At 70.2% G+C, this 26,124-nt stretch carries 25 protein-coding genes; 17 read left to right on the top strand and 8 right to left on the bottom strand.

Features of this window, described 5'->3' with window-relative positions; all coding sequences use genetic code 11:
* The first annotated feature begins 4 nt into the window (after positions 1 to 4).
* The 4 genes from BGO15_RS14495 to BGO15_RS14480 all read left to right on the top strand — a co-directional run bounded on the left by BGO15_RS14495 (position 5) and on the right by BGO15_RS14480 (position 6,900).
* Positions 5 to 1,594, top strand: coding sequence for a glycoside hydrolase family 66 protein (locus tag BGO15_RS14495; RefSeq protein ID WP_162237854.1), 1,590 nt, complete (start codon positions 5 to 7; stop codon positions 1,592 to 1,594).
* A gap of 11 nt (positions 1,595 to 1,605) precedes the next feature.
* Positions 1,606 to 4,209: a glycoside hydrolase family 66 protein gene (locus tag BGO15_RS14490; protein ID WP_056519258.1), complete on the top strand. Its 2,604-nt coding sequence runs from the start codon at positions 1,606 to 1,608 to the stop codon at positions 4,207 to 4,209.
* Between the two features lie 4 nt (positions 4,210 to 4,213).
* Positions 4,214 to 5,824: a glycoside hydrolase family 13 protein gene (locus BGO15_RS14485; RefSeq protein WP_056208407.1), complete on the top strand. Its 1,611-nt coding sequence runs from the start codon at positions 4,214 to 4,216 to the stop codon at positions 5,822 to 5,824.
* Between the two features lie 644 nt (positions 5,825 to 6,468).
* Positions 6,469 to 6,900: a hypothetical protein gene (locus tag BGO15_RS14480; RefSeq protein ID WP_156454779.1), complete on the top strand. Its 432-nt coding sequence runs from the start codon at positions 6,469 to 6,471 to the stop codon at positions 6,898 to 6,900.
* A gap of 233 nt (positions 6,901 to 7,133) precedes the next feature.
* On the opposite strand, the gene BGO15_RS14475 is transcribed toward BGO15_RS14480, so the two are convergent.
* Positions 7,134 to 7,286 carry a hypothetical protein gene (locus BGO15_RS14475; RefSeq protein WP_156454841.1) on the bottom strand — a complete coding sequence of 51 codons (153 nt, stop codon included), beginning with the start codon at positions 7,284 to 7,286 and terminating at the stop codon, positions 7,134 to 7,136.
* Between the two features lie 164 nt (positions 7,287 to 7,450).
* Between BGO15_RS14475 and BGO15_RS14470 the strand changes: the two genes are divergently transcribed.
* From BGO15_RS14470 to BGO15_RS14460, 3 genes are all read left to right on the top strand, one after another.
* Positions 7,451 to 9,118: an alpha-keto acid decarboxylase family protein gene (locus BGO15_RS14470; protein WP_056520093.1), complete on the top strand. Its 1,668-nt coding sequence runs from the start codon at positions 7,451 to 7,453 to the stop codon at positions 9,116 to 9,118.
* Positions 9,115 to 10,362 (top strand): lipase family protein, encoded by a 1,248-nt coding sequence (locus tag BGO15_RS14465; protein WP_056520081.1) that lies wholly within the window; start codon positions 9,115 to 9,117, stop codon positions 10,360 to 10,362. Before BGO15_RS14470 ends, BGO15_RS14465 begins: the two co-directional genes overlap by 4 nt.
* Before the next feature lie 128 nt (positions 10,363 to 10,490).
* A complete protein-coding gene (locus tag BGO15_RS14460) occupies positions 10,491 to 13,190 on the top strand; it encodes an AAA family ATPase (RefSeq protein ID WP_082483236.1) in 2,700 nt (899 codons plus the stop codon).
* A 15-nt stretch (positions 13,191 to 13,205) separates the two neighbouring features.
* Here the strand turns inward: BGO15_RS14460 and BGO15_RS14455 are convergent, their stop codons facing one another.
* The 4 genes from BGO15_RS14455 to BGO15_RS14440 all read right to left on the bottom strand — a co-directional run bounded on the left by BGO15_RS14455 (position 13,206) and on the right by BGO15_RS14440 (position 15,461).
* Positions 13,206 to 13,502, bottom strand: coding sequence for a YciI family protein (locus BGO15_RS14455; protein ID WP_082486434.1), 297 nt, complete (start codon positions 13,500 to 13,502; stop codon positions 13,206 to 13,208).
* A gap of 70 nt (positions 13,503 to 13,572) precedes the next feature.
* Positions 13,573 to 13,977: a DUF1003 domain-containing protein gene (locus BGO15_RS14450; RefSeq protein ID WP_056210006.1), complete on the bottom strand. Its 405-nt coding sequence runs from the start codon at positions 13,975 to 13,977 to the stop codon at positions 13,573 to 13,575.
* Positions 13,978 to 14,031: 54 nt separating this feature from the next.
* The gene (locus BGO15_RS14445) at positions 14,032 to 14,709 is read right to left on the bottom strand and encodes a PhzF family phenazine biosynthesis protein (RefSeq protein ID WP_056209993.1); all 678 of its coding nucleotides are present in this window, start codon (positions 14,707 to 14,709) and stop codon (positions 14,032 to 14,034) included.
* A 71-nt stretch (positions 14,710 to 14,780) separates the two neighbouring features.
* Positions 14,781 to 15,461 carry a GntR family transcriptional regulator gene (locus tag BGO15_RS14440; RefSeq protein WP_082483235.1) on the bottom strand — a complete coding sequence of 227 codons (681 nt, stop codon included), beginning with the start codon at positions 15,459 to 15,461 and terminating at the stop codon, positions 14,781 to 14,783.
* A gap of 69 nt (positions 15,462 to 15,530) precedes the next feature.
* On the opposite strand from BGO15_RS14440, the gene BGO15_RS14435 reads away from it, so the two are divergent.
* A complete protein-coding gene (locus tag BGO15_RS14435; protein ID WP_056209989.1) occupies positions 15,531 to 16,709 on the top strand; it encodes an MFS transporter in 1,179 nt (392 codons plus the stop codon).
* Between the two features lie 25 nt (positions 16,710 to 16,734).
* Here the strand turns inward: BGO15_RS14435 and BGO15_RS14430 are convergent, their stop codons facing one another.
* Together BGO15_RS14430 and BGO15_RS14425 are read right to left on the bottom strand one after the other, a co-directional pair.
* A complete protein-coding gene (locus tag BGO15_RS14430; RefSeq protein ID WP_056209986.1) occupies positions 16,735 to 16,995 on the bottom strand; it encodes a DUF4287 domain-containing protein in 261 nt (86 codons plus the stop codon).
* A 17-nt stretch (positions 16,996 to 17,012) separates the two neighbouring features.
* Positions 17,013 to 17,828: a shikimate 5-dehydrogenase gene (locus BGO15_RS14425; RefSeq protein WP_056520078.1), complete on the bottom strand. Its 816-nt coding sequence runs from the start codon at positions 17,826 to 17,828 to the stop codon at positions 17,013 to 17,015.
* Between the two features lie 39 nt (positions 17,829 to 17,867).
* Between BGO15_RS14425 and BGO15_RS14420 the strand changes: the two genes are divergently transcribed.
* The 6 genes from BGO15_RS14420 (at position 17,868) to BGO15_RS14395 (ending at position 22,628) form a co-directional block, all read left to right on the top strand.
* The gene (locus tag BGO15_RS14420; RefSeq protein WP_082486432.1) at positions 17,868 to 18,668 is read left to right on the top strand and encodes a glycosyltransferase family A protein; all 801 of its coding nucleotides are present in this window, start codon (positions 17,868 to 17,870) and stop codon (positions 18,666 to 18,668) included.
* 9 nt (positions 18,669 to 18,677) lie between these two features.
* Positions 18,678 to 18,974 carry a DUF1905 domain-containing protein gene (locus BGO15_RS14415; RefSeq protein ID WP_056209983.1) on the top strand — a complete coding sequence of 99 codons (297 nt, stop codon included), beginning with the start codon at positions 18,678 to 18,680 and terminating at the stop codon, positions 18,972 to 18,974.
* Between the two features lie 73 nt (positions 18,975 to 19,047).
* On the top strand, positions 19,048 to 20,709 hold the full coding sequence (locus BGO15_RS14410; RefSeq protein WP_056209981.1) for a cellulase family glycosylhydrolase: 1,662 nt from the start codon (positions 19,048 to 19,050) through the stop codon (positions 20,707 to 20,709).
* 33 nt (positions 20,710 to 20,742) lie between these two features.
* Positions 20,743 to 21,786 carry a YihY/virulence factor BrkB family protein gene (locus BGO15_RS14405; RefSeq protein ID WP_056520075.1) on the top strand — a complete coding sequence of 348 codons (1,044 nt, stop codon included), beginning with the start codon at positions 20,743 to 20,745 and terminating at the stop codon, positions 21,784 to 21,786.
* A gap of 9 nt (positions 21,787 to 21,795) precedes the next feature.
* The gene (locus BGO15_RS14400) at positions 21,796 to 22,020 is read left to right on the top strand and encodes a hypothetical protein (RefSeq protein WP_045247207.1); all 225 of its coding nucleotides are present in this window, start codon (positions 21,796 to 21,798) and stop codon (positions 22,018 to 22,020) included.
* Positions 22,017 to 22,628: a CYTH domain-containing protein gene (locus BGO15_RS14395; protein ID WP_056520072.1), complete on the top strand. Its 612-nt coding sequence runs from the start codon at positions 22,017 to 22,019 to the stop codon at positions 22,626 to 22,628. The genes BGO15_RS14400 and BGO15_RS14395 overlap by 4 nt, the downstream gene beginning before the upstream one ends.
* 62 nt (positions 22,629 to 22,690) lie before the next feature.
* Here BGO15_RS14395 and lpdA read toward each other — a convergent pair whose 3' ends face one another.
* Positions 22,691 to 24,091 carry a dihydrolipoyl dehydrogenase gene (gene lpdA, locus BGO15_RS14390; RefSeq protein ID WP_045247209.1) on the bottom strand — a complete coding sequence of 467 codons (1,401 nt, stop codon included), beginning with the start codon at positions 24,089 to 24,091 and terminating at the stop codon, positions 22,691 to 22,693.
* 170 nt (positions 24,092 to 24,261) lie between these two features.
* On the opposite strand from lpdA, the gene BGO15_RS14385 reads away from it, so the two are divergent.
* The 3 genes from BGO15_RS14385 to BGO15_RS14375 all read left to right on the top strand — a co-directional run bounded on the left by BGO15_RS14385 (position 24,262) and on the right by BGO15_RS14375 (position 26,082).
* Positions 24,262 to 24,753 (top strand): FHA domain-containing protein, encoded by a 492-nt coding sequence (locus tag BGO15_RS14385; protein ID WP_045247210.1) that lies wholly within the window; start codon positions 24,262 to 24,264, stop codon positions 24,751 to 24,753.
* Positions 24,753 to 25,442, top strand: coding sequence for a transcriptional regulator FtsR (gene ftsR / locus BGO15_RS14380; protein WP_045247211.1), 690 nt, complete (start codon positions 24,753 to 24,755; stop codon positions 25,440 to 25,442). Before BGO15_RS14385 ends, ftsR begins: the two co-directional genes overlap by 1 nt.
* A gap of 97 nt (positions 25,443 to 25,539) precedes the next feature.
* A complete protein-coding gene (locus BGO15_RS14375; protein WP_045247212.1) occupies positions 25,540 to 26,082 on the top strand; it encodes a MerR family transcriptional regulator in 543 nt (180 codons plus the stop codon).
* Positions 26,083 to 26,124 lie beyond the last annotated feature (42 nt).

The following is a 26,124-nucleotide window of genomic DNA, read 5'->3' as shown; positions in this document are numbered from 1 at the left end:
CCGCATGCTCGAGCTACTGCCCACCCGTGTCATCTTTGCCCCTGGCGAACTCGTCGAGATCGAGGTGCGGGGCCTCGAGAGCCCCGCACCGCTCGAGGTCTTCCGCCTCGGCGATCCCGCCGCCCGCCGCGAGGTCGACGCCGACGGCATCGTGTCGCTCGGCGCACTCCCGGCCGGCGGCTACGGCGTGCGCCTCGGCGACGCCCGGACCGCGGTGCAGGTGACCGACGACCCCCGTGCGACGTTGCGCTACGGCTTCGTCGTCGACTACGCCCCGGGACGCGATCTGGGCGCCGTGACCGACAACCTGAGGCGCCTGCATCTCACGGGCGTGCAGTTCTACGACTGGGCCTATCGCCACGCCGACCTCCTCGGCGGCGGTGAGACCTACGATGACGCCCTGGGGCAGCCCGTGTCGCTCGAGACCGTACGCCGCCTCATCGAGGCGTGCCATTCCGTCGGCGCGGACGCCCTCGGGTATGCGGCCGTCTACGCGGCGGGACCGCGGGAATGGCCGCGGTGGCAGCACGACGCATTGCTGACCGCGTCGGGTGCGCCCTACTCGCTCGGCGACTTCCTCTTCGTACTCGATCCCGCTGCGCCCGACTGGCTCGCCCACTTCCGGGCCGACCTGGCGGCCACCGCCGCCTCGGTCGGCTTCGACGGCTTCCACCTCGACCAGTACGGCTATCCCAAGCGGGCGCACCGGCCGGACGGCGCGATCATCGACGTCGCCGCGAGCTTCTGCCACCTCATCGAGGGCGTCCGCGAGGAGCTCCCCGAGGGTCGTCTCGTCTTCAACAACGTCAACGACTTCCCCACGTGGGCGACCGCGGGCACGCGCCAGGACGCCGTCTACATCGAGGTCTGGAAGCCCCAGCTCGAACTCGGTCACCTCGCGCGGACCGTGGACCGCGCCCGTGCGGTCGTGTGCGGAAAGCCGGTCGTCATCGCCGCCTATCAGCACGTCTACGACAGCGCGGGTGCCGAGGAGGCGGATCGCGCCACGGCGCTGACGATGGCGACGCTCTTCTCGCACGGTGCGACGCACCTGCTCGCGGGCGAGGCTGATCGCATCCTCGTCGACCCGTACTACGTCCGCAACCACCGCACCGAGGCGAGCACGGCGGGCCTCCTGCAGCGCTACTACGACTTCGCCGTCGCGCATCACGATCTGCTCTTCCCGCCCGATGTCGTCGAGGTCACCGGCAGCTTCGCCGCCGACTACAACGGTGACCTCGACATCTCGTACGCCGAGGTCGCGGTGCACGAGGCCGCGGTCGCCGGTACCGTCTGGCGGCGGATTACCCAGGTCGCGGGGGGACGCTACGTCCTCCACGCGATCAATCTCACGGGGCAGACCGACACGCTGTGGGATGCCCCCCGGGCCCCCCACGGAGACCCTGGCGTCGCGACACTGCGGATGCGGCGCATGGGCACCTCCCTGCCCCGCATCCGCTGGGCGGACCCCGACCTCCACCCCGAGCTCGTCGATGTCGCCCTCACGGTCGACGGCGACGACGTCATCGCGCAGCTGCCCTCGCCTCTGCGGTGGCAGCTCGTCCTGATCGATCCCACACCCACCCCCTCGTGAGGAGTACAAAGATGTCTCGCACGTTGCCTTCCCTCGGTCGCATTCTGCTGGCCGCAAGTCTCGCCGCGGTCGTGACGGCGGCCACCGTCCTCACGGGTTCCGCCGCGTATGCGAGTGGCGGAACCCCCTCGCTCACGCGCGCCTACGTCGGCCAGGCGCGTTACAACCCGGGCGACTCCGTTACGGTGACGGCCGTCGTCGCCGAGACGAGCGGCGCCGGCTCCTGGAGCGGCACGGTCGGCTTCACCGTCAGCCATCTGGGCGCGACGGTTGCGACCGGTTCCACGACCGTGACGGTTGCCGCAAGCGGATCTCAGTCCGTCACCTGGACCACGACGGCTCCCGCGACCGACTTCACCGGGTACCTCGTGACGGTCACCGCGGGGTCGTCGACGACGCAGACGGCGATCGACGTCTCGAGCGATGCGACCCATTTCCCGCGTCCCGCGGCGCTCACGGGATACCCGTCCGGGACGACCACGGCGCAGGCGCAGGCCGACGTCGACCAGCTCGTGCAGAACTACCACATCAACGCGTTCCAGTTCTATGACTGGATGTGGCGGCACGAGAACCCCGTGCAGCGCACGAGCGGTGGCGCCTTGCCCACCACATGGACGGCCTGGAACGGCGACGTCATCTCGCCGACGACCGTGCAGAACGACATCGCGGCCGTCCACGCGGATGGTGCGCTGGCCCTGCCGTACTCGATGTCGTACGCCGGGCTGCAGAACTACCAGAGCGTCTCGGGCGTCGACCCGAGCTGGGCGCTGAAGTACGCCTCCTCCGGCCAGCCTTGGGCGTTCGAGATGAAGCCGAACCAGCCCAACACGAACCTCTACATCTTCAATCCGGCCAACACGAACTGGCAGAGCTTCATCACGGCCAAGTACCTCGATGAGGTGAACACGATGGGCTTCGACGGCGTGCACCTCGACCAGCTCGGCAACTGGGGCGCGATGACCGACACCTCGGGCAATCCCGTCGACCTGCCCGCGGGCCTCGCCTCCCTCGTCGCTGCCTCGCGGACGGCTCTGGGCAGCAGCAAGGTGCTCGGCTTCAACGCGGTCGACGGCTTCGGCGGCGACAACGTCGCGACGGGCGGCAACACCAACTACCTCTACAGCGAGCTGTGGGACAACCACGAAACCTACCTTGCGATGAAGTCGTACCTCGATACGCAGAAGCAGGAATCAGGCGGCGTCATCCCGTCGATCATCGCCGCCTACCCCAACACGAAGGATGACGCAGGCCCGACGTACGAGGCGGAGAACGCGTCCCGCACGAGCGGGCTGACCGTCATGAGCGACCACCCCGGGTACACCGGGACGGGCTTCGTCGCCAACTACGGCAACGCGGGCGACGCCGTGACCTTCACGATCACGGCACCCGAGGCGCGGCGCTACAGTCTCGTCTTCCGGTACGCGAACGGTGCCGCCGGCGACGCGACGCGCACCGTCGCGGTCGACGGCACGACGGTGGGCACCGTCACGATGCCCACCGACGGCAACTGGAACAACTGGCACTTCGACGCCGACATCGTGACCCCGAGCCTCACGGCCGGGACGCACACCGTGACGATCTCGGTCGGCACCGGCAACAGCGGCTTCGTCAACCTCGACAACCTCGTGCTCGGCACCCTCGACACGAACTCCGTCGAGCTCGAGAACGCGGCGATCGCCGCGGCGGGGGCAACCCACATCGAGATGTCTCAGGGCGACTCGATGCTCTCGGCGCCCTACTTCCCCGACCACAACAAGCAGATGACGAACGACCTCCGGGCGTGGCAGAAGAACTATTACGACTTCATCACCGCCTACGAGAACCTCCTCTACGGACCCGACGTGCACTCCGTCGACTCCGGCTCGCAGTTCGTCTCGATCGCGGGTCAGTCCACGTCGGGCGACGCCTCCGCGAACACGATCTGGACGAACGTGAAGAAGACGGCGAACGACGACGTCATCCACCTCATCAACCTCATCGGCAACGACAACACGTGGCGCGACGCGGGCAAGACGACGACGCCCGTGCTGACCAACCTCGCGGTGAAGTACTACATCGGGCCCGACGAGAACCCCACCGCGGTGCGCGTGGCCACGCCCGATGCCGGGAACGACGCGAGCACGAGCCTCAGCTACACCGTCGGCACGGACTCCTCCGGGCGCTACCTCAGCTTCACGGTGCCGCAGCTCAAAGCGTGGGACATGATCTACGTCGACCGCGGCTTCACGACCCCGAGCGCGAACCGCTATGAAGCAGAGAACGCGATCCGTACGAACGTCGGCACGAACACCGACCACGCCGGCTACACCGGCACCGGTTTCGTCGACAACTTCTATCAGGCCGGCAGCGGCGTCTCGTTCACGATCAACGCGGCCACCGCGGGCAACTACCACCTGACGCTGCGTTACGGAAACGGCGGATCCACCGCGACGCGGGTCGTCGCGGTCGACGGCCAGCAAGTCGCCACCCCCACCTTCCCCGCGCAGGGGACGTGGGACTCGTGGACGACGCTCTCCGTACCCGTGACGCTCACCGCGGGCCTGCACACCGTCGTCGTCTGGTGCACGGGCAGCGTCGGCGCGATCAACCTCGACAATCTCACGGTAGGACCCTGACCCGGTGACAGAATCTCCCCTCCCCGACACCGACTGGTGGCGCAGCAGTGTCGTCTATCAGCTCTATCTCCGCTCCTTCGCCGACAGCGACGGCGACGGGATCGGCGATCTCGGCGGCGTGACGGCGCGGCTCGACCACATCGCGCGACTCGGCGTCGACGCGATCTGGCTCAACCCCTGCTACCCGTCGCCGAACCGGGACGGCGGGTACGACGTCGCCGACTACACGGTCGTCGATCCGCTCTACGGGGGGATGCCGGCGTTCGAGCGACTGCGGGACGCGTGCCGGGCGCGGGGCATCCGACTCATGATGGACCTCGTTCCGAACCACTGCTCGGATCAGCATCCCTGGTTTCAAGCGGCGCTGCGCGCGGGCGCGGGGTCGCCGGAGCGCGCCCGGTTCCACTTCCGCGAGGGCCGGGGGTCGGGGGGAGAGGAGCCTCCGAACAACTGGCGCTCGACGTTCGGCGGCCCCGCGTGGACGCGGGTACCCGACGGACAGTGGTACCTGCACGCCTTCGACACCTCGCAGCCCGACTTCAACTGGGAGCACTCCGAGGTCGCGGAGATGTTCGACGGTGTCTTGCGCACCTGGTTCGATCGCGGCGTGGACGGCTTCCGGATCGATGTCGCCTACGCGATGGTGAAGGCGCCGGGGCTGCCCGACCTCGACGACCCCGAGGGTGACAACCCGTACCTGTGGAACCAGCCCGGCGTGCACGCGATCTTTGAGCGATGGCGCCGCATCGCGGACAGCTACACGCCTCCGCGCACGCTCCTCGGCGAGGTGTGGCTTCCTCCCGCGGCGATCGCTGACTACGTGCGGCCCGGAGAGCTGCACCAGGCGTTCTACTTCGATCTCATGCAGCAGCCCTTCGAGGCCGCCGCGTTCGAGCGTTCCGTCCGGGAGACCTTCGCGGCCCTCGACCCGGCCGGCGGTGGCCCCGCATGGGCGCTCAACAGCCACGACGTGCACCGCTCGGTCTCGCGCTACGGACTCGTCGAACCCGAGCCGGTGCGCAGCGCCGACCCCAACGCGCTGCGCACGCGTGCGCGGGGGCGCGTCGACGTCGCTCTCGGCACGTCGCGGGCCACGGCCGCACTGATGTTTGTGCTCGGCCTTCCTGGGTCCGTGTTCCTCTTCCAGGGCGAGGAGCTCGGTCTCCCCGAGGTGCAGGACCTTCCCGATAGCGCGCGGCGCGACCCGATCTGGGAGCGCTCCGGCGGCGAGGAGCACGGGCGTGACGGATGCCGCGTGCCGCTGCCGTGGTCGGGCGATGCGCCGCCCTTCGGATTCACGGAGGGCATCTCATGGCTTCCGCTACCCGATTGGTTCCGCGACTTCACGGTTGCCCGCGAGGAGCACGACGAGAGTGTCCTGAGCTTCTACCGTGAGGCGATCGCCACGCGACGGACGATCGATCCCGCCGCGCCCCTTGAGTGGATCGCCACGGAGCGAGATGACGTGCTCGCTTACAGGCGCGGCGCCTTAACGTGTGTCGTGGTCTTCGGAGGGGAGCCGTTCAAGGCGCCCGTCGGCTGGGGCTCGCGGGTCCTCTCCAGCAGCTCCGCCCCCGACTGTCCGACCGACACCGCCTCCTGGTTTCGCGTCTGATCCTGTCCGGCTGGGAGGTTCAGGTGGCTCGCGGAGTGCTCGCGCCCAGGCGCGTAATCGGGTTCGGAAGCTCCCGGTTTAGAGCAGGCTGGGGGCGATGTGGTTGGTGAGGTTGCTGACGCAGAGGGTGGAGCCGAGCATATGTTCGAAGCATTCGTTGAGGGGTTCGGTGGGGCCGGTGGGGGGTCGAATTAGGGTGGTGAAGGCGGCGGACGGCTCGAGTCAGGCTTCGGAGCTCGGACGGATACGGTCTCGGCATACGACCACTTCTCCTCTCAGAAGCTGCGACATCCTCTCAACCACCGTTCCGGGAAGCCGAGGCAAGACTAAAGGTGTCCGGACAGGCGGGTCACGCCCCGAGTGCTTGCTACGTGCGTTGAGACGCACGTGTCACTCCCTGCGCCCGACGATCGTACGCGCGGCGCGGCGCGCCGCAGCATCCGACATGTGAGTGTCGGTGCACGTCGCCCGGACGCTCCGAGTGAGACCGCCATATACCCGGATGGCGCGCGAATCGAGTCGACGCTCGTGAGTGCTTTTCGTCCCGGTGCGTGCCCGGCGGAATAGTGTGTGACGAACGGATGCCGCGGTCGGGCGTGACGAGCAGGGGGAGTTCTCCGGGCACTCTGCGGGACGGGGGAGCGGTGAACCAGGGTGAGGTGTTCCTTCACGCGCTGATAGGCACGACGGCTGTGCTCGGTGGGACTCTCCTTTTCGTGTGGCGAATCGAGATCAGCCGCGCGATGCGAACGTTCGGCGGGGATGAGTCGTCTCGCTTCTTCAGGGGTCCGAAGCCGAACCAGCTGATTCCGACCAGCGCTGGTTTCGTGCTCATCGGCTTGGTCAACGTCGTTATGGCAGGGGCGAGCGGGGGCATCGTCCAGGGCGCCGCGGCGCCCGGAGTTCTCATTCTGTCCTACGTTGCGCTACTCGGCTCCACGGGGCTGTTGATTGCGTCTCCATGGCTCATGCGCACCGCGACCGTGGGGACGAGGACTTCTCTCGGCATAGGTTTCGGGGTGCTGAGTTCGACGCTTTGCGCCTTTCTCGTCTCCGTCGGGTTCGCGGGAATATGAGCTCCCGCGCGAGTCGGAACGACCCCGCCTTTTCAGGATGCGAGGTCGCTTGCGCACATCGCACCCCTCGGATGGCGCCCCTGAGCGGGGCGTGTTCTCTCACCGCCGCTTAGGCCGTAGGAGCTCAGGACCTCGACGTGCAGCGGTCTGAAGCCCTGATGAGACGAGATCTCCATCAGGGCTTCGTCGTCCCGGCCGAGACCGGGCTGCGCGAGCACCGCGTCACCTCTCCGTCATCCACCCACCGCCCGCCGCCCGACGATCGCACTGACGGCGCGGCGCAGCATCCGGCCCCGTGAGGCACGACGCACCTCGCTCAGACGCGGCACGATGAGGCCGATCGCACAGCGGGCGCGGGTGGGCGGGAATGAGTCGGCGGTGGTCATGGCGGGTCCTTTCAGCGGCTGGCGTGGTGCCATGACATTTCTACGAACGGATGCCGCGGCCACGACACGACGGAACGTGCAGTGTCGCGGACTGTCGCCGCTGCACCGAGAACTGGTCGAAGTGCACAGTCCCCTCTTCCCGCGCGAGGGACAGAGTGGGTGACATGAGCCCTTCCCCCCTCACCTACACGGTCATCGATCACCTGCTCGATCGCCTCACCGCCCTCGGCGTCGAGCGTATGTTCGGGGTGCCCGGCGACTTCACGTTGACGATGCTCGATCGTGTCGAGGCCCATCCCGACATCGACTGGGTCGGATGCAGCGCCGAGCTCGGCGCCGCCTATGCCGCCGACGGCTACGCCCGTGTGCGCGGCCTCGGGGTGGTGTGCACGACCTTCGGGGTGGGGGAGCTCAGCGCCATCAACGGCATCGCCGGGAGCTACGCGGAGCGGGTGCCGGTCATCCACGTCGTGGGCGCTCCGTCGACAGCCACGCAGCGTGCCGGTCGGCCCACACATCACACGCTCGGCGACGGCGACTTCAAGCACTTCCTGCGCATGCACGCCGAGGTGACGGCCGTCCAGGCGTCGCTCACGCTCGAGAACGCGACCTCCGAGATCGACCACGTCATCCGCGAGGTGCTCGATCGTCGACTTCCCGGGTACATCGTCATCCCCGCCGATGTGGGCCTCGCCGAGGTCGAGCCGTCGACCCGGGGGCTCCTGCGCGCGCACGACCAGACGAACGCGCGTGCTCTCGCACGTTTCCGTGACGCGGCGGCACCGCTCATCGCCGACGCCACGCGTCCCGCAGTCCTCGCCGACATCCTGGTCGAACGCTTCGGCGCCGAACCCGCCCTCGCGAACCTGCTCGGCACCGGCATCCCGCACGCCACACTGCTGTGGGGTCGGCGCGTCGTCGACGAGTCAGCCGCCACGTTCGTCGGCACGTACGTGGGCGCAGCGAGCCGCGAAGTCGTGCGCGCCACCGTGGAAGACGCCGACGCACTCGTGCAGATCGGCACCCAGTTCACCGACCTCACCTCGGGGTTCTTCAGCCAGCATCTGCCGGAGTCCGGCACGATCGTCATCGACGGCACGACCTCGTCCATCGGCGGCGTCACCTATGGCCCGATCGCCATGACGAACGCGATCGACGTCATCACCGAACTCGTCGCGGCGCGCACCGCGCGCATGCCGGCGCCGCCGTCCGAGCGGCCTCCGGCGTTCCCGGCGCCCGCGCCGAACGACGCCCTCAGGCAGGATTCGCTGTGGGCCACCGTCAGCGCCTGGCTGCGACCCGGCGATCTCGTCATGGCTGACCAGGGCACCTCGTTCTACGGGATGGGCGCCCACCGACTGCCCGCCGACACCCTGTTCATGGGGCAGCCCCTGTGGGCATCGATCGGCTATACGCTCCCCGGCATCCTGGGCGCGGCGCTCGCCGCTCCGGTGAGGCGTCCTGTGCTCCTCATCGGCGACGGGGCGGCACAGCTCACGATCGGCGAACTCGGCACCCTCGCGCGCCGGCACGTGCCGGCGGTGGTCGTCATCGTCGACAACAGCGGATACACGGTCGAGCGCGCCATCCACGGGCCCGACGCCGACTACAACGACATCGCCGCCTGGGACTGGGTGGGACTCGCCACCGCCCTCGGCGCCACGCGGTCGGTGCGTGTCGACACCGTCGACGGACTTCGCGAGGCACTCGAGATCGCCCGCGCAAACCCGCACGGACTTCATGTCGTGACCGCCTCGGTTCCCCGCGACGACGTGCCGCCCCTCCTCGAGGCCATCGCCGAGGCCGCCGCGCGCGCGAACAGCCGCGCATGAACCGCCCGCGACTGGACCCGCCCGTCCGCCGGGCGCGCCGCCGCAGGCGCTGGGCGCTCGCGGGCGTCTTCGCCCTCACGGCCGCCCTCATCGTCGTTCCGTCGGCCGTCGTGCGCCACGTCGTGCAGCAGCAGGATGCCGCCTCCCTCGCGTCGTTCTACGAGGTACCCGCCGACCTTCCCGCCGGATCTCCCGGGGAGATCATCCGCATGCGCGCGATCCCCGAGGCACCGCAGGGCGCGCAGGCCTGGCGCATCATCTATCACACGCGCGATCTGCAGGGTCGTGACATCGCGGCATCCGCCGTCGTCGTCGAGCCCACCGTGCTCGCCCCGCACGACGGACGCGTCGTCGTCGCCTGGGGGCATCCCACCACCGGTGCCGCACAGAACTGCGCCCCGTCGCTCGCCACCGACCCGTTCGAGCTGATGGAGGGACTCGACACGATGCTCGCGGCCGGGTTCGCGGTCGTCGCTGCCGACTACCCGGGCATGGGTGTCGCCGGAGCGTCGTCCTACCTGCTCGGCGTCCCGGAGTCGAACAGCATGCTCGACGCGGTGCGCGCCGCCCGGCAGCTGCCGTCCTCCGACCTGAGCAACCAGGTGCTGCTCTGGGGCCATTCGCAGGGTGGGCAGGCCTCCCTGTTCGCCGCACAGCGCATCGGCTCGTATGCCCCCGAGCTGCATCTCGTCGCCGTAGCGGTCGCCGCGCCCGCCGCCACCTTGCCGACCCTTCTCGACGACGACATCGGCGATATCTCTGGCGTGAGCATCGCCTCCTACGCGATCCCCGCGATGCAGGCCGCGTACCGCGACGCCTACCCGACCGACGATCTCGGCGCGATCCTCACCTCCGCGGGGGCGGCCGCGACACCGCAGATGTCGGGCCTCTGCCTCCTCGACCCCGAGCTGCATCGCATCGCCGGGCCGCTCATCGGCGCCTACCTCACCGCCGATCCCGCCAAGACGGAGCCGTGGGCGAGCATCCTCACCGAGAACAGTGCCGGAAACGCGCCGATCACCGTCCCGATCTTCATCGGCCAGGGTCTCGCCGACCAGCTCGTGCGGCCGACGTCGACCGAGGCATTCGCCGCGAAGCTCTGCGCCGCGGGGGAGAACCTCACCTTCCACCTCTACCCGGGCGTCAACCACGGGTGGGCCGCGTACCGCAGCCTTCCCGACGTCCTCCCGTTCTTCGAGACTGCCCTGCACGGCACCGTGACCTCCACGTGCGCGGCATCATGACCCGGGGGCGTCGCGGTGCGTCGGGAAGACAGCTGACCGTGGCAGCGGTGCCCTCTCGCGCATTCGGTCTCGCGCACGGCCGGGTGCACTAGCATCGGCCTCATCCACCAGGGTCCGGGGGAGAAGTCGTGCTGTATTGGGACAGTGCAGCGCTCGCGTGCGTGGATGCCGCGATCGCTGATGCACGCGAGGGTCGTCCTCGTGTACTCGTCGTGCACGGCGGCCCGGGATCGGGGCGCTCCAGCTTCCTGCGTGAGGTGCTGACGCGCGTCGAGGCTGCGGGGCGGTTTGTGGTGCGCACGGGCAACGGGGATGTCACTGGAGAACGGCAGCTCCAGGGCCTCGCCGGCCTCGGGGTCGAGGTGGTCGCGGCCCGCGTCGGAGAAGCGCCGAACTCCCTCGAAGCGGATCAGGCGCTGCGCGATGCGGTCGACGCCGACACCGAACGCGCGCCGCTGGTCATTGCGATCGACGACCTGCAGTGGCTGGATCCGGAGTCGGTGAGCGCTCTCGCACACCTCATGGCCGGGGCGGTCGCCGAGCGGCTCCTGTTGGTCGTGACGACCGGTCACTTCGAACCGTTCCAGCACCCCGACTGGCAGCACCTCGTCGCGGTGAGCCCCCTCGTCGTGCCGATAGAGCTCGAGCCGCTGCCGTGGGAGACCGCGGTGCGGGTGGCGAAAGATGTGCGCCCTGAGCTCGACACCCAGGTCGCTCGTCTGCTGTGGGAGCACACGCAGGGGAACCCGCTGTTCTACGCCGCGACACTGCGCCGGGCAACCCTCGCCGACCTCGAGCGCATGGAGCAGTTCCCCGCGCCCGACGACTATGCCCGTGCGATCGAGGTGCGACTCGCCGGCCTCGGCCCCGATGCCGTCGCGCTGGCCCGAGCCGCCGCGGTCATCGGTGCCGGGTGGATGCCGCTTGCCGACGCCGCGTACGTCGCCGAACTCGACGATCCCACCGCGGCCCGCGACATCCTCGACCGGGAGTTCGTGCTCGAGGGGCGCGCGGCGAAATACGGCGTCGAGGTGCGCTTCGTGCACGCGCTCGTGCAGGCGAGCGTCGCCCAGTTCATCCCGGTCGCCGACGCTGCTCGCCTGAACTCCCGCGCCGTCGCGGTGGCCGCGGACGAACCCGCGGAGCTGCGTCACCGCTACGCGGCCGCGACCACCCACGACGAGCAGCTCGTGGGCCAGCTCGTCGAGGCCGCCGAGCGGCAGGGTTCCGAACGCGCGCACCGGCTCGCGGCGACCTACTTCGATTGGGCCGCCCGGGTGTCGGGCGACGGCGCCGAGCGCAGTCGGCTGCGGATGGAGTCGTTCTACCAGTGGATCCTCGCCGGGCGGGTCGAGCTCGTGCGCGACAGGCTCCCCGACATCCGTCAGGCGCGCGATCGCGCCGGCGCCGCGCTCGTGCAGGGGATGCTGCTCGCGCACGACAACGACTGGCTCGGTGCGATTCGCGTGCTCGCGCCAGCTGCGGCATCGGCCGGCGCGACGCTGACCGCATATCGCATCGAGGTTCTTCTCGCGTGGAGCACGATGTGCGCGGGAGGAGCGACCGCAGACATCCTCGGTCACATCTCCCGAGCGGAATCCATGCCCGCACGTGACGACGCGCTCGCCGGACTCGTCACCTTCGCCGCCGCGCTCATGATGGGCCGCAGCGATCTCGGCGAGCGAGTGCAGGCGGAGCTGCTGCGTCTGCCCGCCCGTCCCGCCGCCGTGCCGATGGATGACACGTACTGGCTCGCCTGGCAGGGGCTCGGTCTCGGCTTCGACGGCCGCCTCGAAGAGGCCATCGAGCCGCTGCGTGAGGTCGACGCGCGCATGGCGACCGGATTCGTCGACGTCGGAGATGGTCTGACGCGTGCCTTCCTGGGCTGGTGCTACCAGCTGCTCGGCGCCGCGGATGTCGCGACCCCCTACTTCCGCGCCGCGGACGCGCTGCGGCGTGCACGCCCACACCCTCTGACCACCGCGATCATCGCGGGCGGTCACACCCATCGCGGCGAGTGGGATCAGGCTGCCGAGCTCTTCGAGGCCGTGCACGGCGTGTTGCGCGACACCCCCTGGCCCGAGGCGGTGATCGCGCTTCTCGCCGCGGAGGCGGCTTACCTCCATGCCCACGGCGACGCGTCCGAGCGTGCCGCGCTGCTCGCACGCTACCGCCGCTCCTACGGCGAGATCGTCGACGCGGCGCCTCTGGCCGGGCCTCTGGCGACGCCCTGGATGGCGACCGCCCACCTCTGGGCCGGCGAGCACGCCATCGCCCTCACGATCGCGGATGGTCTGCAGGCGCGGGGAGATCTCTCGTGGACCGGCAGCACCGCCGACTGGATCCGTGCGCTCGTGACCGAGGCGCGTGGGGATGTGACCGGTGCGCTGACGCTTCTGCAGCGGGCCGCGGCATCCGCCTCGGACGACATCCCGATCCTGCCCGCCCATGTCGCGGCCGACCTGGCACGCGTGGCCGCGGCGGCGGGCGACGCCGGCCTCGCCGCGTCGTCCCGCGCCCGCGCCGACGCGATCTACCGTCGGGTGGGCGCAGCCGGATACGTCGACCCCGCGGCCCCCGCCGACGCCCCGAACCTCGCAGTCGCCGTGGTGTCGGCGCCGGTCTCCGAGGTGCCCGACGACCTCGAAGCGCTCTCCGAACGGGAGCGAGAGGTCGTCGCGCTGGTCGTGAGGGGGATGAGCTACGCCCAGATCGCCCGCGAACTGTACATCACGCGCAGCACGGTCGGGTTCCACCTGTCGCGCATCTACGCGAAGACCGGCACCACGTCGCGGCACGAGCTGTGCGAACTGCTCGCGCAGGTCTGAGCGTCCCTCGCCCGGTCAGCGCTCGGGTGCGATCGTCCCGTAAGCGCTCGCATCCCAGTCGAGGATGCGCCATCCGATCACCACGCCCTCGATCAGGAACGGGTCGCCGGCGGTGAACCGTTCCGCGGCCGCGCGGTCGCGGAACACGGCCATCGACCCGTCCGCGACGGGGTCGGCGAACGTGCCGATCAGCAGGAGGTCGCCCGAGGAGGCGAACTCCTTCAGGTAGGCGAGGTGGCGGGGGTACACCTCGCGCGCCCGCGTCATCCCCTCGGCGCTGAGTGTCTCGTAACGGCATACGGCGAGCGGCATGTGCTCTTCCTCTCCACGGTGGCGGCGCGGTGGCGCCACCGTTCAGTATCCGCGCTCCCGTGAGCGTGGATCACGGGAGCGTCAGCCCGCGTTCCTCGCACAGGCGGGTGATGAGGGCGAGCTGACGGCGGTTGAGGTCGATCAGCTCCTCGATCTCGCCCTTCGCGGCGACGTTCGTCTCGAAGTCGTGCTGGGCGAGCGCCGCGGCTATGGCATCCTGTCGCTTCGCGACGATGAGCAGGATCGCCCCCTGCAGCCCGGCGAGCATGCTGAGGAACAGGTTGAGCAGGATGTACGGGTAGGGGTCCCACTGCACGGCCGTCGCGTTGACGATCGCCCACACGACCATGAACACGACGAACCCGATGATGAAGCCCCACGAGCCCATGCCGTTGCGCAGGCGGTCGGCGGCGCGCTCGCCGCGGGTCAGCTGTTGCGTGGCCTGGTCGTGCCAGTTGGTGATCGGTCGCTGCATGGCGCCGATCATAGAGATCGATCGGATGCCGCGGCTCGATGTCCGCGGCGGCGATCAGATCTCGACGGCGCTGTCGGGTGCGACGCGGCCCGACAGCGAGACCTCGCCGCCCAGCCAGCGGGTGCGGAGCCTGCAGCCCTCGCCCTGGGTGATGTCGAGGTCGCGCGCCACGAGTCCGGTGAGCCGCACCGCGGCGGCTCCGGTCGCCGGATCCTCCACGATGCCCATGTCGGGCGCGAACATGCGGGATCGCACCGTGCCCGCCGTCTCGTCCGCCCACGCCCACAGATAGTGGTGGCCCTCGGTGAACGTGGCCGGGTCGAGGGCGTCGATCTCGGCCGGCGAGCCGAGCTGCCGGAACGCGAAGTCGGGGGTCCATTCGGGGCGGGCGCGCACGGCGACATCCTCGCCGTCGATGTCGATCACGACGCGACCCGCCGGCACCTCGAGGGCGGCGACCGGGGTTCCTCGGCGGGCGAGCCACCAGGCGGTGCCGACGCTCGGGTGCCCGGCGAAGGGCAGTTCGCGGGCGGGCGTGAAGATGCGCACCTGCGCGGCGTCGGGGGTGATCTCACCGATGAAGACCGTCTCGGAGTAGCCGAGCGCCTCGGCGATGTGCTGCTCCCGCCCGGCCGAGGCGGCGCTGCTCAGCACGATGCCGAGGGGGTTGCCCGAGCCTCCGTCCGCGTCCGTGAACACCCGCACGACATCGACCTGCACTCCGAAGCTCATCCCGCCACGCTATCGGGCGCAGGGGTCGGGGGTCGGCGTGGCCGTCGTCGGTGGACACACACCGAGCGCCGTCACCCGGCCGCGCTGTCGACGATCGCGAGCGAGCGGATGCCGCGACGCCCGCGTTCCTCGTCGAGCACCGCGAGCAGCCGATCGCGCGTGCCGCGCCCGTGCGCGAGGGTGAGCGCGGCAGCGCGGTCGGCGTCGCGGTGTGCGACGGCGTCGATGATCGCCGCGTGCTCATCGCGGGCGTGGGCACGGGATGCCGCCGAGCGCACCTCGAGCCAGCGCACCCGGGCGAGGCGGGTGATGGTGTCGGCGACGGCGGCGGCGAGGAACGCATTTCCTGATGTCGCCGCGAGGGCGTGGTGGAAGTCGCCGCCGTCGCGCAGGCCCGTCTCGGGGTCGTCGTGGGAGCGGTGGGTGTCGACGAGCTCCCGCAGGGCGGCGAGGTCGGGGTCGGATGCGCGGTCGACGGCGAGGCGCACAGCGGCCACCTCGACGATCTCGCGGTACTCCATCGCGGCGCGCACCTCGGCGATATCGAGGGGCGCGACTGCCCATCCGCGCTCGGTGCGCACGGTGAGGCCTTCGCCGCCGAGGCGAAGGAGTGCGGCGCGGATGGGCGTGCGCGAGACGCCGAGGCGGCTCTCGAGCGCGCGTTCCGACAGCCGCTCGCCGGGGGAGAGGTCGAGGGTCAGGATCGCGATGCGCAGCTGGCGGTAGGCGCGGGCCTCGCCGGGTTCGTCCACCGGTGCTCCCTTCTGGTATACCAAAGCGGTATACCGATCGTCTCACGAGCCCCGAACCGAGGTCAACGCATGACGCGCATCCCTCCCCGCGCTTGGATCATGCTCGCGCTCGGCATCGCCGCGCAGGCCGCCGGCACCCTGCTCGTCTCCGCGCCCGTGTTCCTCATCCCGCTGCTGCACCTCGACCGGGGCCTCCCGCTCGCGCAGGCGGGACTCCTCTCCGCCGCCCCCACCGTCGGCATGGTGCTCACGCTCATCGCCTGGGGTCACCTGGCCGATCGACGAGGGGAGCGGGGCGTCATCGCGGGAGGACTCCTCCTCACCGCACTGCTCGCGCTCGCCGCCGCGGTGACCAGCGACCTCATCGGCCTCGGCGTCGCACTCCTCGCCGGCGGTGCGGCCGCCGCCAGCACGAACGCGGCGAGCGGCCGCGTCGTCGTCGGATGGTTCCCGCGCGACCGGCGCGGACTCGCGATGGGCATCCGGCAGATGGCCCAGCCCCTCGGCGTCGCGGCCGCCGCGGCCCTCGTGCCCGCGCTCGCGGGCTCCGCGGGCATCCCGGCGACATTCCTCGTGATCGCCGCGGCCCTCGCGATCATCGCGGCCGCCTGCGCGGCGGGCATCCGCAATCCGCCGCGGGCCGCGGCATCCGGCCCCGAGAGACCCGCCGTGAACCCCTATCGGGCGAGCGGGTTCCTCGCGCGCATCCACGCGGTGTCGCTGCTGCTCGTCGTGCCGCAGTTCGCCGTGTCGACCTTCGGCATGGTGTTCCTCATCTCGGCCCTGGGATGGGGCCAGGATGCCGCGGCCGCCCTCGTCGCGATCTCGCAGTTCGTCGGGGCGCTCGGCCGCATCGTCGTCGGCGTCCTGAGCGACCGGGTCGGCAGCCGCGTGCGCGTGCTGCGAGGAGTGGCCGTCTCGGCCGTCGTCGTCATGCTCGCGCTCGCCATGAGCGGTGCGTTCGCGTGGGCGGCCGTCGGCGGCGTCATCCTCGTGATCGCCGCGGTGGTGACCGTCGCCGACAACGGCCTCGCCTACACCTCGGTCGCGGAGGCGGCGGGCAGCTCATGGGTCGGCAAGGCGCTCGGCGTGCAGAACACCGGCCAGTTCATCGCGGCGTCCCTCGTCGGGCCGGGCATCGGCGCGCTCATCACGGCAACGGGCTTCGCGGGAGCGTACGCGCTCGTCGCGCTGGTGCCCCTCATCGCCGTGCCGTTGGTGCCCCGGCGCGACGTGCACCGCGACTGAGTCGGTGCGCGACCGGCGCGCGCCCTCACTCCGGTGCGGAACCCGCGAGCGCGCGCTTCACGTAGCCGACGATCGCGTTCGCATGTCCGTGGCCGAGTCCGTGCTCGGTCTTGAGCCACTCCACCACCTCCATGTGACGGTGGTCGTCGAGGCGATCGGCGACGAGGTCGAGCCAGTGCTGCACGGGCTGCCCGTACGTCTTCTCGATGCTCGGGAAGTACGAGACCGGACCCTGCAACTTGACCCCGACCGGCAGCTCCGGCGCGGGAACACGGTGTGCGCTCATCGCCCCATCATCGCGCGTCACTCGGCGCGCGAGAACTCCGACGCGCGCGCCACCTGGTCGGCGGTGAGGGCGACGCCGGTGTACCGCTCGAACTGGCGGGCGGCCTGCAGTGCGATCACCTCGGCACCCGTGATCACCGGCACGCCCGACTCGCGCGCCGAGCGCACGAGCGGCGTCTCCGACGGGAACGCCACGACATCGAAGACGACGGATGCCGCAGCCACCTGCTCGTGCGAGAACGCGAGAGCCGCGGCATCCGGCCCGTTCATGCCGAGCGGCGTGACGTTCACGAGCACGCCGGCGAACGGCTCGGGCTCGGTGTCCGTGAAGCGGTAGTCGTAGGCATCGGCGATCGTGCGTCCCGCGGCGAGGTTGCGGGCGAGCACGGTGACGTCGTCGAACCCGGCACCGCGGAACGCCGCGATCACCGCCTTCCCCATGCCCCCGGAGCCGCGCACGACGACCGGCAGCGCCGGGTCGACGGCGTGGCTCGCGAGAAGCGACGCGACCGCCTCGTAGTCGGTGTTCGACGCCGTCAGCACGCCGTCGTCGTTGACGATCGTGTTCACCGACGCGATCGCCGCTGCGGACTCCTCGACCACGTCGACGAGGGGGATCACCGCCTCCTTATAGGGCATCGACACCGAGCACCCGCGGATGCCGAGCCCTCGCACGCCCTGGATGGCGGCCGTGATGTCGGTGGGGGCGAACGCCTTGTAGACGAAGTTCAGTCCGAGCTCGTCGTAGAGGAAGTTGTGGAACCGCGTGCCGATGTTCGACGGGCGGGCGGAGAGGGAGATGCACAGCGACATGTCTTTGTTGAGGATCGGCACCTGGCCATTCTGCTCTCCGCACGGGACTAGCCTGAACTCGTGCCCCCGCGCATCGTCGTCGTCATCCCGTGCCGCGACGATGCCGACTACCTGGATGCCTGCCTCTCGGCCCTCGACCGTCAGACCCGACGCCCCGACGAGGTGATCGTCGTCGACAATGCCTCCACCGATGCGACCGCGGACGTCGCTCGCGCGCACGGCGCGACGCTGTTGCGGGAGGAGCGTGTCGGCATCTGGCCTGCCGCCGCCCGCGGGTACGACGACGCGGCGGCATCCGCCGACATCATCGCCCGGGTCGATGCCGACTCCCGTCCTCACCCCGACTGGGTCGCCCGCCTCGAACGGGCGTTCGCGGAGGACGAGGCCCTCGGCGTGCTCACCGGGGGCGCCGAGTTCTACGACTGCTCGCGGCTGGTCGCCTACCTCGGATCGCACTGGTACATCGGGGGCGGACGCGTATGGATCGGGCTGTGGCTCGGCATCCCGCTCGTCTTCGGCTCGAACTTCGCCATGCGCGTCGCGGTGTGGGAGCGCGTGCGCGATCGGGTGCGCCGCGCCGACCCCCACGTGCACGATGATCTCGACCTCACGATCCACCTGCACGCCGACGACGGGGTGCGATGGGACCGCACCCTCACGATGCCCGTGTCGGCGAGGCCGCTTGTACACGTCGGCGGACTCCTCCGCCGGGTGTGGCGGGTCGTCGAGACGTTCGCGGCGAGCTGGCCCGACGGGCGCTTCCGGGCGGCACGGCGCCAGGTGTCGAGCCTCGTAGACCCGCTCTCGTCGCCGTACGCGGACCCGCCCGGCGAGCCCACGGCCGGCTCCCACCCCGCCTAGGCTGGCCGCATGCAGGTCGAGTTCACCGCCGACATCTGGCGTTGGGAGGCCCGCGCCGAGCTGTGGTGCTTCGTCGCCGTGCCCGATGAGATCAGCGAGGCCCTGCACGAGCTGCCCGGGCCTCGTGCGGGCTTCGGTTCGGTGCCGGTCGAGGTCCGGCTCGCGGCATCCGTCTGGCGCACCTCGATCTTCCCGGAGACCGCGCGGGGCCGCTTCGTCCTGCCGCTGAAGAAGGCCGTGCGGCAGCGGTACGGACTCGGAGTCGGAGACCGGGTGACGGTGAGCATCGAGACGGTCGGGATCTGAACCCGCGCACCGTACACTGATGCCATCGCGCCGTGGGCGCGATTCACCGCCGCCGTATCGTCGAGGGGTCACGATGGCCGTCGCCAGCTCAGAGCGCCGCTTCCGCGCGCGCGTGATCGGCATGCTGGCCGCCGCGGTGGTCGCGCTCACCGTGGGTCTTGTCGCCCCGCTGAGCGCCCAGGCGGCAGCGCCCTCCGGCTGGCTCCACACCTCGGGGTCCAAGATCCTGGCATCGGACAACTCGGTGTACACGATCAAGGCGGTCAACTGGTTCGGGATGGAGACCTCGAACTGCGCTCCGCACGGGTTGTGGTCGATCTCCCTCGACCAGGGCATGCGCGAGATCGCGAGCATGGGCTTCAACACGATCAGACTGCCGTTCTCCAACGAATGCCTCGCGGCATCCTCGACGACGTCCATCAACCAGAATCTCAACCCGACTCTGGTCTCGCTCACCCCGCTCCAACTGATGGATGTCGTGATCGCGCGCGCCAAGGCCTATGGGCTCCACGTGATCCTCGATCGCCATCGTCCCGACTCCGGTTCCCAATCGGCGCTCTGGTACACGTCGCAGTACAGCGAGCAGAAGTGGATCGCGGACTGGACGATGCTCGCGAACCGATACCGGAACGACCCCACCGTGATCGGCGCCGACCTTCACAACGAGCCGCACGACCCGTCGTGCTGGGGCTGCGGGAACGCCGCCACCGACTGGCAGGCCGCGGCGACCCGCGCAGGCAACGCGGTGCTCGCCGCGAACCCCAACCTGCTGATCATCGTCGAAGGCGTCAGCACGCAGGCCGACGGGTCCACCACGTGGTGGGGCGGGGGTCTCAAGGATGTCGCGAAGAAGCCCGTCGTTCTGACGGTGGCGAACCGCGTCGTCTACTCGCCCCACGACTACCCCGCGTCGGTCTACAACCAGTCCTGGTTCGGTGCGGGGAACTATCCCGCCAACCTGCCCGGCGTCTGGGACGCGAACTGGGGCTACCTCCAGAAGCAGAACATCGCGCCGGTGTTCGTCGGCGAGTTCGGCACTCTGCTGCAGACGACGAGCGACCAGCAGTGGCTCGCGTCGATCGTGTCCTACATCCGCGCGAACGGACTTAGCTACGGGTATTGGTCGTTCAACCCGAACTCCGGTGACACCGGGGGTCTCGTCGCGGATGACTGGACGACTCCGGAGGCCGCCAAGCTCGCGGCGCTCGCGCCCATCCTGAGCCCCGTCACACCGCCGTCCCCGGCACCGCTCTCGCCGTCGGCCTCACCGTCGACGTCGCCGTCGCCGGTCCCGACGCCGACCGCGACGCCAGCGCCCTCCCCGATTGCGACGACGGCCCCGTCATCGCCGCCCGCGGCGAGCCCCGCTCCGTCGCCGACCGTGTCCGCCCCGCCCGTGGCGACGCCGTCGCCATCGGCACCGAAGCCGGTGACATCCGGAACCGTGACGACCGCCTGGCAGCTGCAGAGTGCCTGGCAGGCCGGCTATGTCGCGAACTTCGTCGTGACCGCCTCCAGCGCCGTGCACGGCTGGTCGATCTCGTGGTCCTCGCCGAGTGCCACCCAGATCGTGAGCGCCTGGGGGATGGGGTGCACCCTCGCCGGAACCACGATCACCTGCACCGGTAAGGACTGGGCCGGCCCCCTCAGCGTCGGCCAGAGCGTCTGGGTGGGGCTGCAGGTGGCCGCGACATCCGCGCCGGCCAACCCGGCGCTGACAGTGACCGCGAACTGACCTCGCCGAAGCGGTCATCGCTAGCCTGAGGGCATGCCCGAGACCCCGACCGATGCCTCGCTCATCGGGCGTGTGACGTCCTGGATGCTGCGCCGCACGCTGGTGCGGGCGTTCCTGCTCTACAGCCAGAAGCGCGGGCCGTTGCTCGCCGACAGCATCACGTACCGCGCGCTGTTCAGTCTCTTCGCGGCCGTGCTTCTGGGGTTCTCCGTCGCCCTGCTGTGGTTGCGGGGCAACCCTGACGCGCTCGCCGCGCTCGTGCGTGCCGTCGACGCGGCCGTCCCCGGCCTCGTCGGCGACGGCGGCATCGTCTCACTCGATGCGATCCCAGCGCCGACCGGCCTGACGATCGCCAGCATCATCTCGATCGTCGGTCTGATCGGTGCGTCGACCGGCGCCATCGGATCGATGCGCGCCGCCTTCCGTGAGCTCGCCGATGCCGGGCATGACGACACGTTCTTCCTCTGGGTGCAGCTGCGCAACCTCGGCGTCGCCGTGGGGATCGGAGTGCTGCTGATCGTGTCGGCGGCGGCCACGTTCTTCGGCACCGCCGCCGTGGGCCTGGTTCTCGGACTCCTGTCCCTGCAGGACGACGGCGTGGAGGCGGGCGTGATGACCCGGGTCGTCTCGGTCGTGGTCGTCCTGGTCCTCGACGCCGCGATCGTCCTGCTGCTCTTCACCGCGCTGATCGGCGTGCCGACCTCGTGGCGCGCCCGCCTGGCGGGCGCAGCCGTCGGCGGTGTCGGTCTCACCGTGCTGCAAGAGCTCTCCGGTCTGTTCGTCGGCGGTGCGGCCGCCAACCCGCTGCTCGCCACCTTCGCGGCGCTCATCGCCCTGCTGCTCTGGATCAACCTGTCTGCGCAGGTCATCCTGATCGCCGCAGCGGTCTGTGTGACCATCGCCGGGCAGCAGCACGACCGGGTGCACGCCCGCCACGGCGCGCGCACGATGGGGCAGTGGCGTCTGCGCATGGCGGAGGCCGCGGCATCCCGTGCGGAGGTCGAGGTGCGTGCCGCCCAGGCGGCGGAGGCCGCGGAACGGGAGCCGAAACCACCCCGCCGCGCCCGCCGAGACTAGGCTGACCGCATGTCCATCGCACGACTCACCGGCGGTCCCCTCGACGGCCAGCTGCTTCCCTTCGACGGCGACGACGACGAGATCATCGCCCCCTACGGCGAAGGCCAGATCGTCTACCGGCGCTCGGGTGATGCCGTCCAGACCGGCGCCGCCGACGGCCCCACCGAGGTGCCTTTCGCGTACGTCGAGGCCACCGAGCCGATCAACCCGGATCCCGACGGCCGCGACGAGTGAGCGCGGAACCCACGCGCTCCCTCGAGGTCGAGCGCAGCTACGACGTCGACGCCGACACCCCGCTTCCCGACCTCACCACGCTCGGCCTCACGGTCGGTGATCCCGAGCCGCGCGACCTCGACGCGCGCTACTTCGACAGCGCTGGCGCCGCCCTCGGCCGCGCCGGCGTCGCCGTGCGCCGCCGGACCGGCGGGCCCGACGAAGGCTGGCATGTCAAGATCGCCACGCCCGAGGGAAAGCTCGAGTGGCACTGGCCGCTCGACATCGACAGCGACCCCGATCAGGTGCCCCCCGCGGTCGCCGAATCGGTCGGGCGCTGGTCGGCGGGCCCGTTCGCTCCGCTCGCGCGCATCCGCAACGCCCGCACCGCGTATGCGGTCTCGGATGCCTCGGGCACCCCGGTCGCCGAGCTCGTCGACGACCGCGTGCAGACCGTCGACGAGCGCACCGGACGCGAGCTCGCCTGGCGTGAGTGGGAGGTGGAGCTCACCCCCGACAGCCCCGTCGCCCCGGCAGAGTTCTTCGCCCGCATCGACGCCGCGGTGGCGGCGGCCGGCGGGCGGGTGGCGGCATCCGATTCGAAACTGGCCCGCGCCCTCGGATTCTGACCCAGCCGTACGACGAAGGGGCCGCCGCGGAACTCCGCGGCGGCCCCGTCGTCGTACGGCGATCAGAAGTTGATCATGTGTCCTGCGAGACCGTGGAAGCCCTCCTGCAGCGCCTCCGACAGCGTCGGGTGCGTGTGCACGTTGCGGGCCAGTTCGAGCGCGGTCAGGTCCCACTTCTGGGCGAGCGTCAGCTCGGGCAGCAGCTCCGAGACATCCGGCCCGATCATGTGGGCGCCGAGCAGCTCGAGGTGCTCGCTGTCGGCGATGAGCTTCACGAAGCCGACGGGCTCGCCGAGGCCGTGCGCCTTGCCGTTCGCCATGAACGGGAAGGTCGCGACCTTGATGTCGTGACCGGCGTCCTTGGCCTGCTGCTCGGTGAGGCCGAACGAGGCGACCTGCGGCGAGCAGAACGTCGCGCGTGGCATGAAGCGGTAGTCGCCCAGCGTCTGGGTCTCGGCGCCGCCGATCGTCTCGGCCGCCACGACCGCCTGCGCCTCGGCCACGTGGGCCAGCTGCAGCTTGGCGGTGACATCACCGATCGCGTAGATGTGCGGCACGTTGGTGCGCATGTAGTCGTCGATGCCGATCGCCCCGCGGTCGGTGAGCGCGACACCCGTGGTCTCGAGTCCGAAGCCGGTCACGTTCGGCGCGAAGCCGATCGACATGAGCACCTTGTCGGCCTCGACCGACCCCTGCGCGCCGCTCTTGTTGTCGGTGTAGGTGACGGTCACCTTGTCGCCCGAGTCGACGACCGACTCGACCTTGGTGGAGGTGAGCAGGGTGATGCCGTAGTTCTTGTACTGCTTCGCGATCTCCTTGGAGACGTCCGCGTCCTCGTTCGGGAGCGCACGGTCGAGGAACTCGATGATCGTGACCTCGACGCCGTAGTTGGAGAGCACGTACGCGAACTCCATGCCGATGGCGCCGGCGCCGACGATGACGATCGAGCGCGGCAGGTCGCGCGCGAGGATCTGCTCCTCGTACGTCACCACGTTCTGGCTCAGGGTGACCCCGGGGAGCAGACGCACGGTCGAGCCGGTCGCGATGATCGCGTTCGAGAACGTGACGCGCTCGGTCTGGCCGTCGGCCTTGGCGACATCGATCGTGTTCGCGTCGACGAAGGTCCCGCGGCCGTCGTACTCGGTGACCTTGTTCTTCTTCATCAGGTAGTGGATGCCCTTGACGCGGCCGTCGGCCACCTCGCGGCTGCGGTCCCACGCGACCCCGTAGTCGAAGGTGACGGAGCCTTCGATGCCGAAGAGCTTCGCCTTGTGGGTGAAGGTGTGGGCGAGCTCCGCGTTCTTCAGGAGCGCCTTCGAGGGGATGCACCCCACATTCAGGCACACACCGCCCCAGTACTTCTCCTCGATGATCGCGGTGGACAGACCGAGCTGGGCGCTCCGAACGGCCGCGACGTAACCGCCGGGACCCGCGCCGAGAATGACGACGTCGTAATGAGGCATGGTTCCCAGCCTAGTCCGCCCGGGACCATCGGATGCCGCGTCGGCCGCCGTGCGAAGCCGCTCCGTCATGGCGTCGGACAGCGCGACTATCGAGCGGGAATGAACCGGCGAACCGGGCGCGGTCGACCGGATCGCATCGGATAGTCTGGACGGGAAGGAGGAGCAGAACCGTGGACGAGAACCAGCCCGGCGCCGGCGACATCCGGCGCGGCGCCAGCGACGCGCAGCGACCCGCGCACGACACGACGCAGACGTTCGGTCACGATTCCGACCTGTCCTTCGTTCCCTTCGGCAGCGAGCTGACCGAACCGGAGATGGCGGCGATCGAGGCCCTTCCGACCGGCTCGGCACTGCTCATCGTGCGCTCCGGTCCCACGGCGGGCGCCCGCTACCTCCTCGACGCCGATGTGATGACCGTGGGTCGTCACCCCGATGCCGACATCTTCTTCGACGACGTGACCGTCTCCCGCCGGCACGCCGAGATCACCCGGGTAGGCGCGGCGTTCGAGATCGTCGACCAGCGTTCTCTGAACGGCACCTACGTCGACGGCGAGCGGGTGGACCGCGCGACACTCGCGAACGGCGACGAGGTGCGCATCGGAAAGTTCCGACTCAACTTCTTCGGCTCGCCCGCCGATCTGGCCGCCGCGCCGGAGGCGTGATGCCGGTCGGCGCCTCCCGCTCGAGCAGTGCGCCGAGCGGGCTTCTGAGCATCGGCCAGGTGCTCGCGCGACTCGCTCCTGATTTCCCGTCGCTGTCGTCGAGCAAGCTCCGCTTCCTCGAGATGCAGGGAATCGTCGCGCCGCGCCGCACCGACAGCGGATACCGCAAGTTCGCGGCATCCGATGTCGAACGCGTGCGTCTCGCGTTGACGCTGCAGCGGGATCACTACCTGCCTCTGAGCGTCATCCGCGACTACCTCGACGATCTCGACGCCGGTCGCACCCCTGAGATCCCGGTGAGCGTCCCGTCCGCGATCGTGACCCCGGCCCGCCGCTACCGGCGCGACGAACTGCTGCGCGAAGCCGGGGCTCCGGCGCAGCTGCTCAACGACGCCGTGACCACGGGCCTGATCCCGCCGGCGGACCCCTTCGACGACCGCGCGCTGACCATGCTGCGATCGCTCGTCGGCCTCGACCGACACGGCATCGGCCCGCGTCACCTGCGCGCGCTCATGCAGGGAGCCAAGCGGGACATCGCGCTCATCGAATCGGCGCTCGCGCCGCTGCTGCACCGCACCGATGCGAGCGCACGCGGACGCGCAGGCGAGGCGGCGCCGGAGCTGGCCCGTCGACTCGACGAAGTGCGCTCGGCGCTCGTTCGACGCGGACTCGACGAACTCGGGATCTGAGTGCGACACGCCGGGGCCCGAACTTCGGATGTCGTTGCTCGGGCCGGGTCGCTCCTCTAGCGTGGAATCACCCGAACAGCAGAAGGAGGACGCGAGCATGAACGCTGGCGAACCCATCGGTGGCACCTTCTCGGAGGGCCTGCTGTTCACCGACGGCCTCCCCGCGATGGATGACGAGGTCGGCTACCGCGGCGCCGTGGCTGCGCGCGCGGCCGGCATCACCTATCGTCAGCTCGACTACTGGGCCCGCACCGAGCTCGTCGAGCCCACTGTGCGCAGCGCCACCGGATCGGGGTCGCAGCGCCTCTACGGCTTCCGCGACATCCTGGTTCTCAAGCTCGTCAAGCGCCTGCTCGACACCGGCATCTCGCTGCAGCAGATCCGCACCGCCGTCGAGCAGCTGCGAGCTGCCGGCATCCGCGATCTCGCCGGCACCACGCTCATGAGCGACGGCGCCTCGGTCTACCTCTGCACGTCGAACGACGAGGTCATCGACCTCGTCAGCCGCGGCCAGGGTGTGTTCGGCATCGCCGTCGGCAAGGTGCTGCACGAGGTCGAGTCGACTCTGCTCGACTTCGATCCGCAGGCGCCGGACCCGGCGGACGAGCTCGCCGCACGTCGCGCGCAGCGCTCGGCCTGAGCGCGGGGTCGTCGCCGCATCCGTGAGAGCGGATGCCTCATC

Origin of the sequence: Microbacterium sp. 71-23, assembly GCF_001897265.1 — a bacterium.
Classification (GTDB): Bacteria; Actinomycetota; Actinomycetes; order Actinomycetales; family Microbacteriaceae; genus Microbacterium; species Microbacterium ginsengisoli.
Note: the sequence above shows the minus strand (reverse complement) of the source record. Positions and strands in the feature narration are given on the sequence as shown.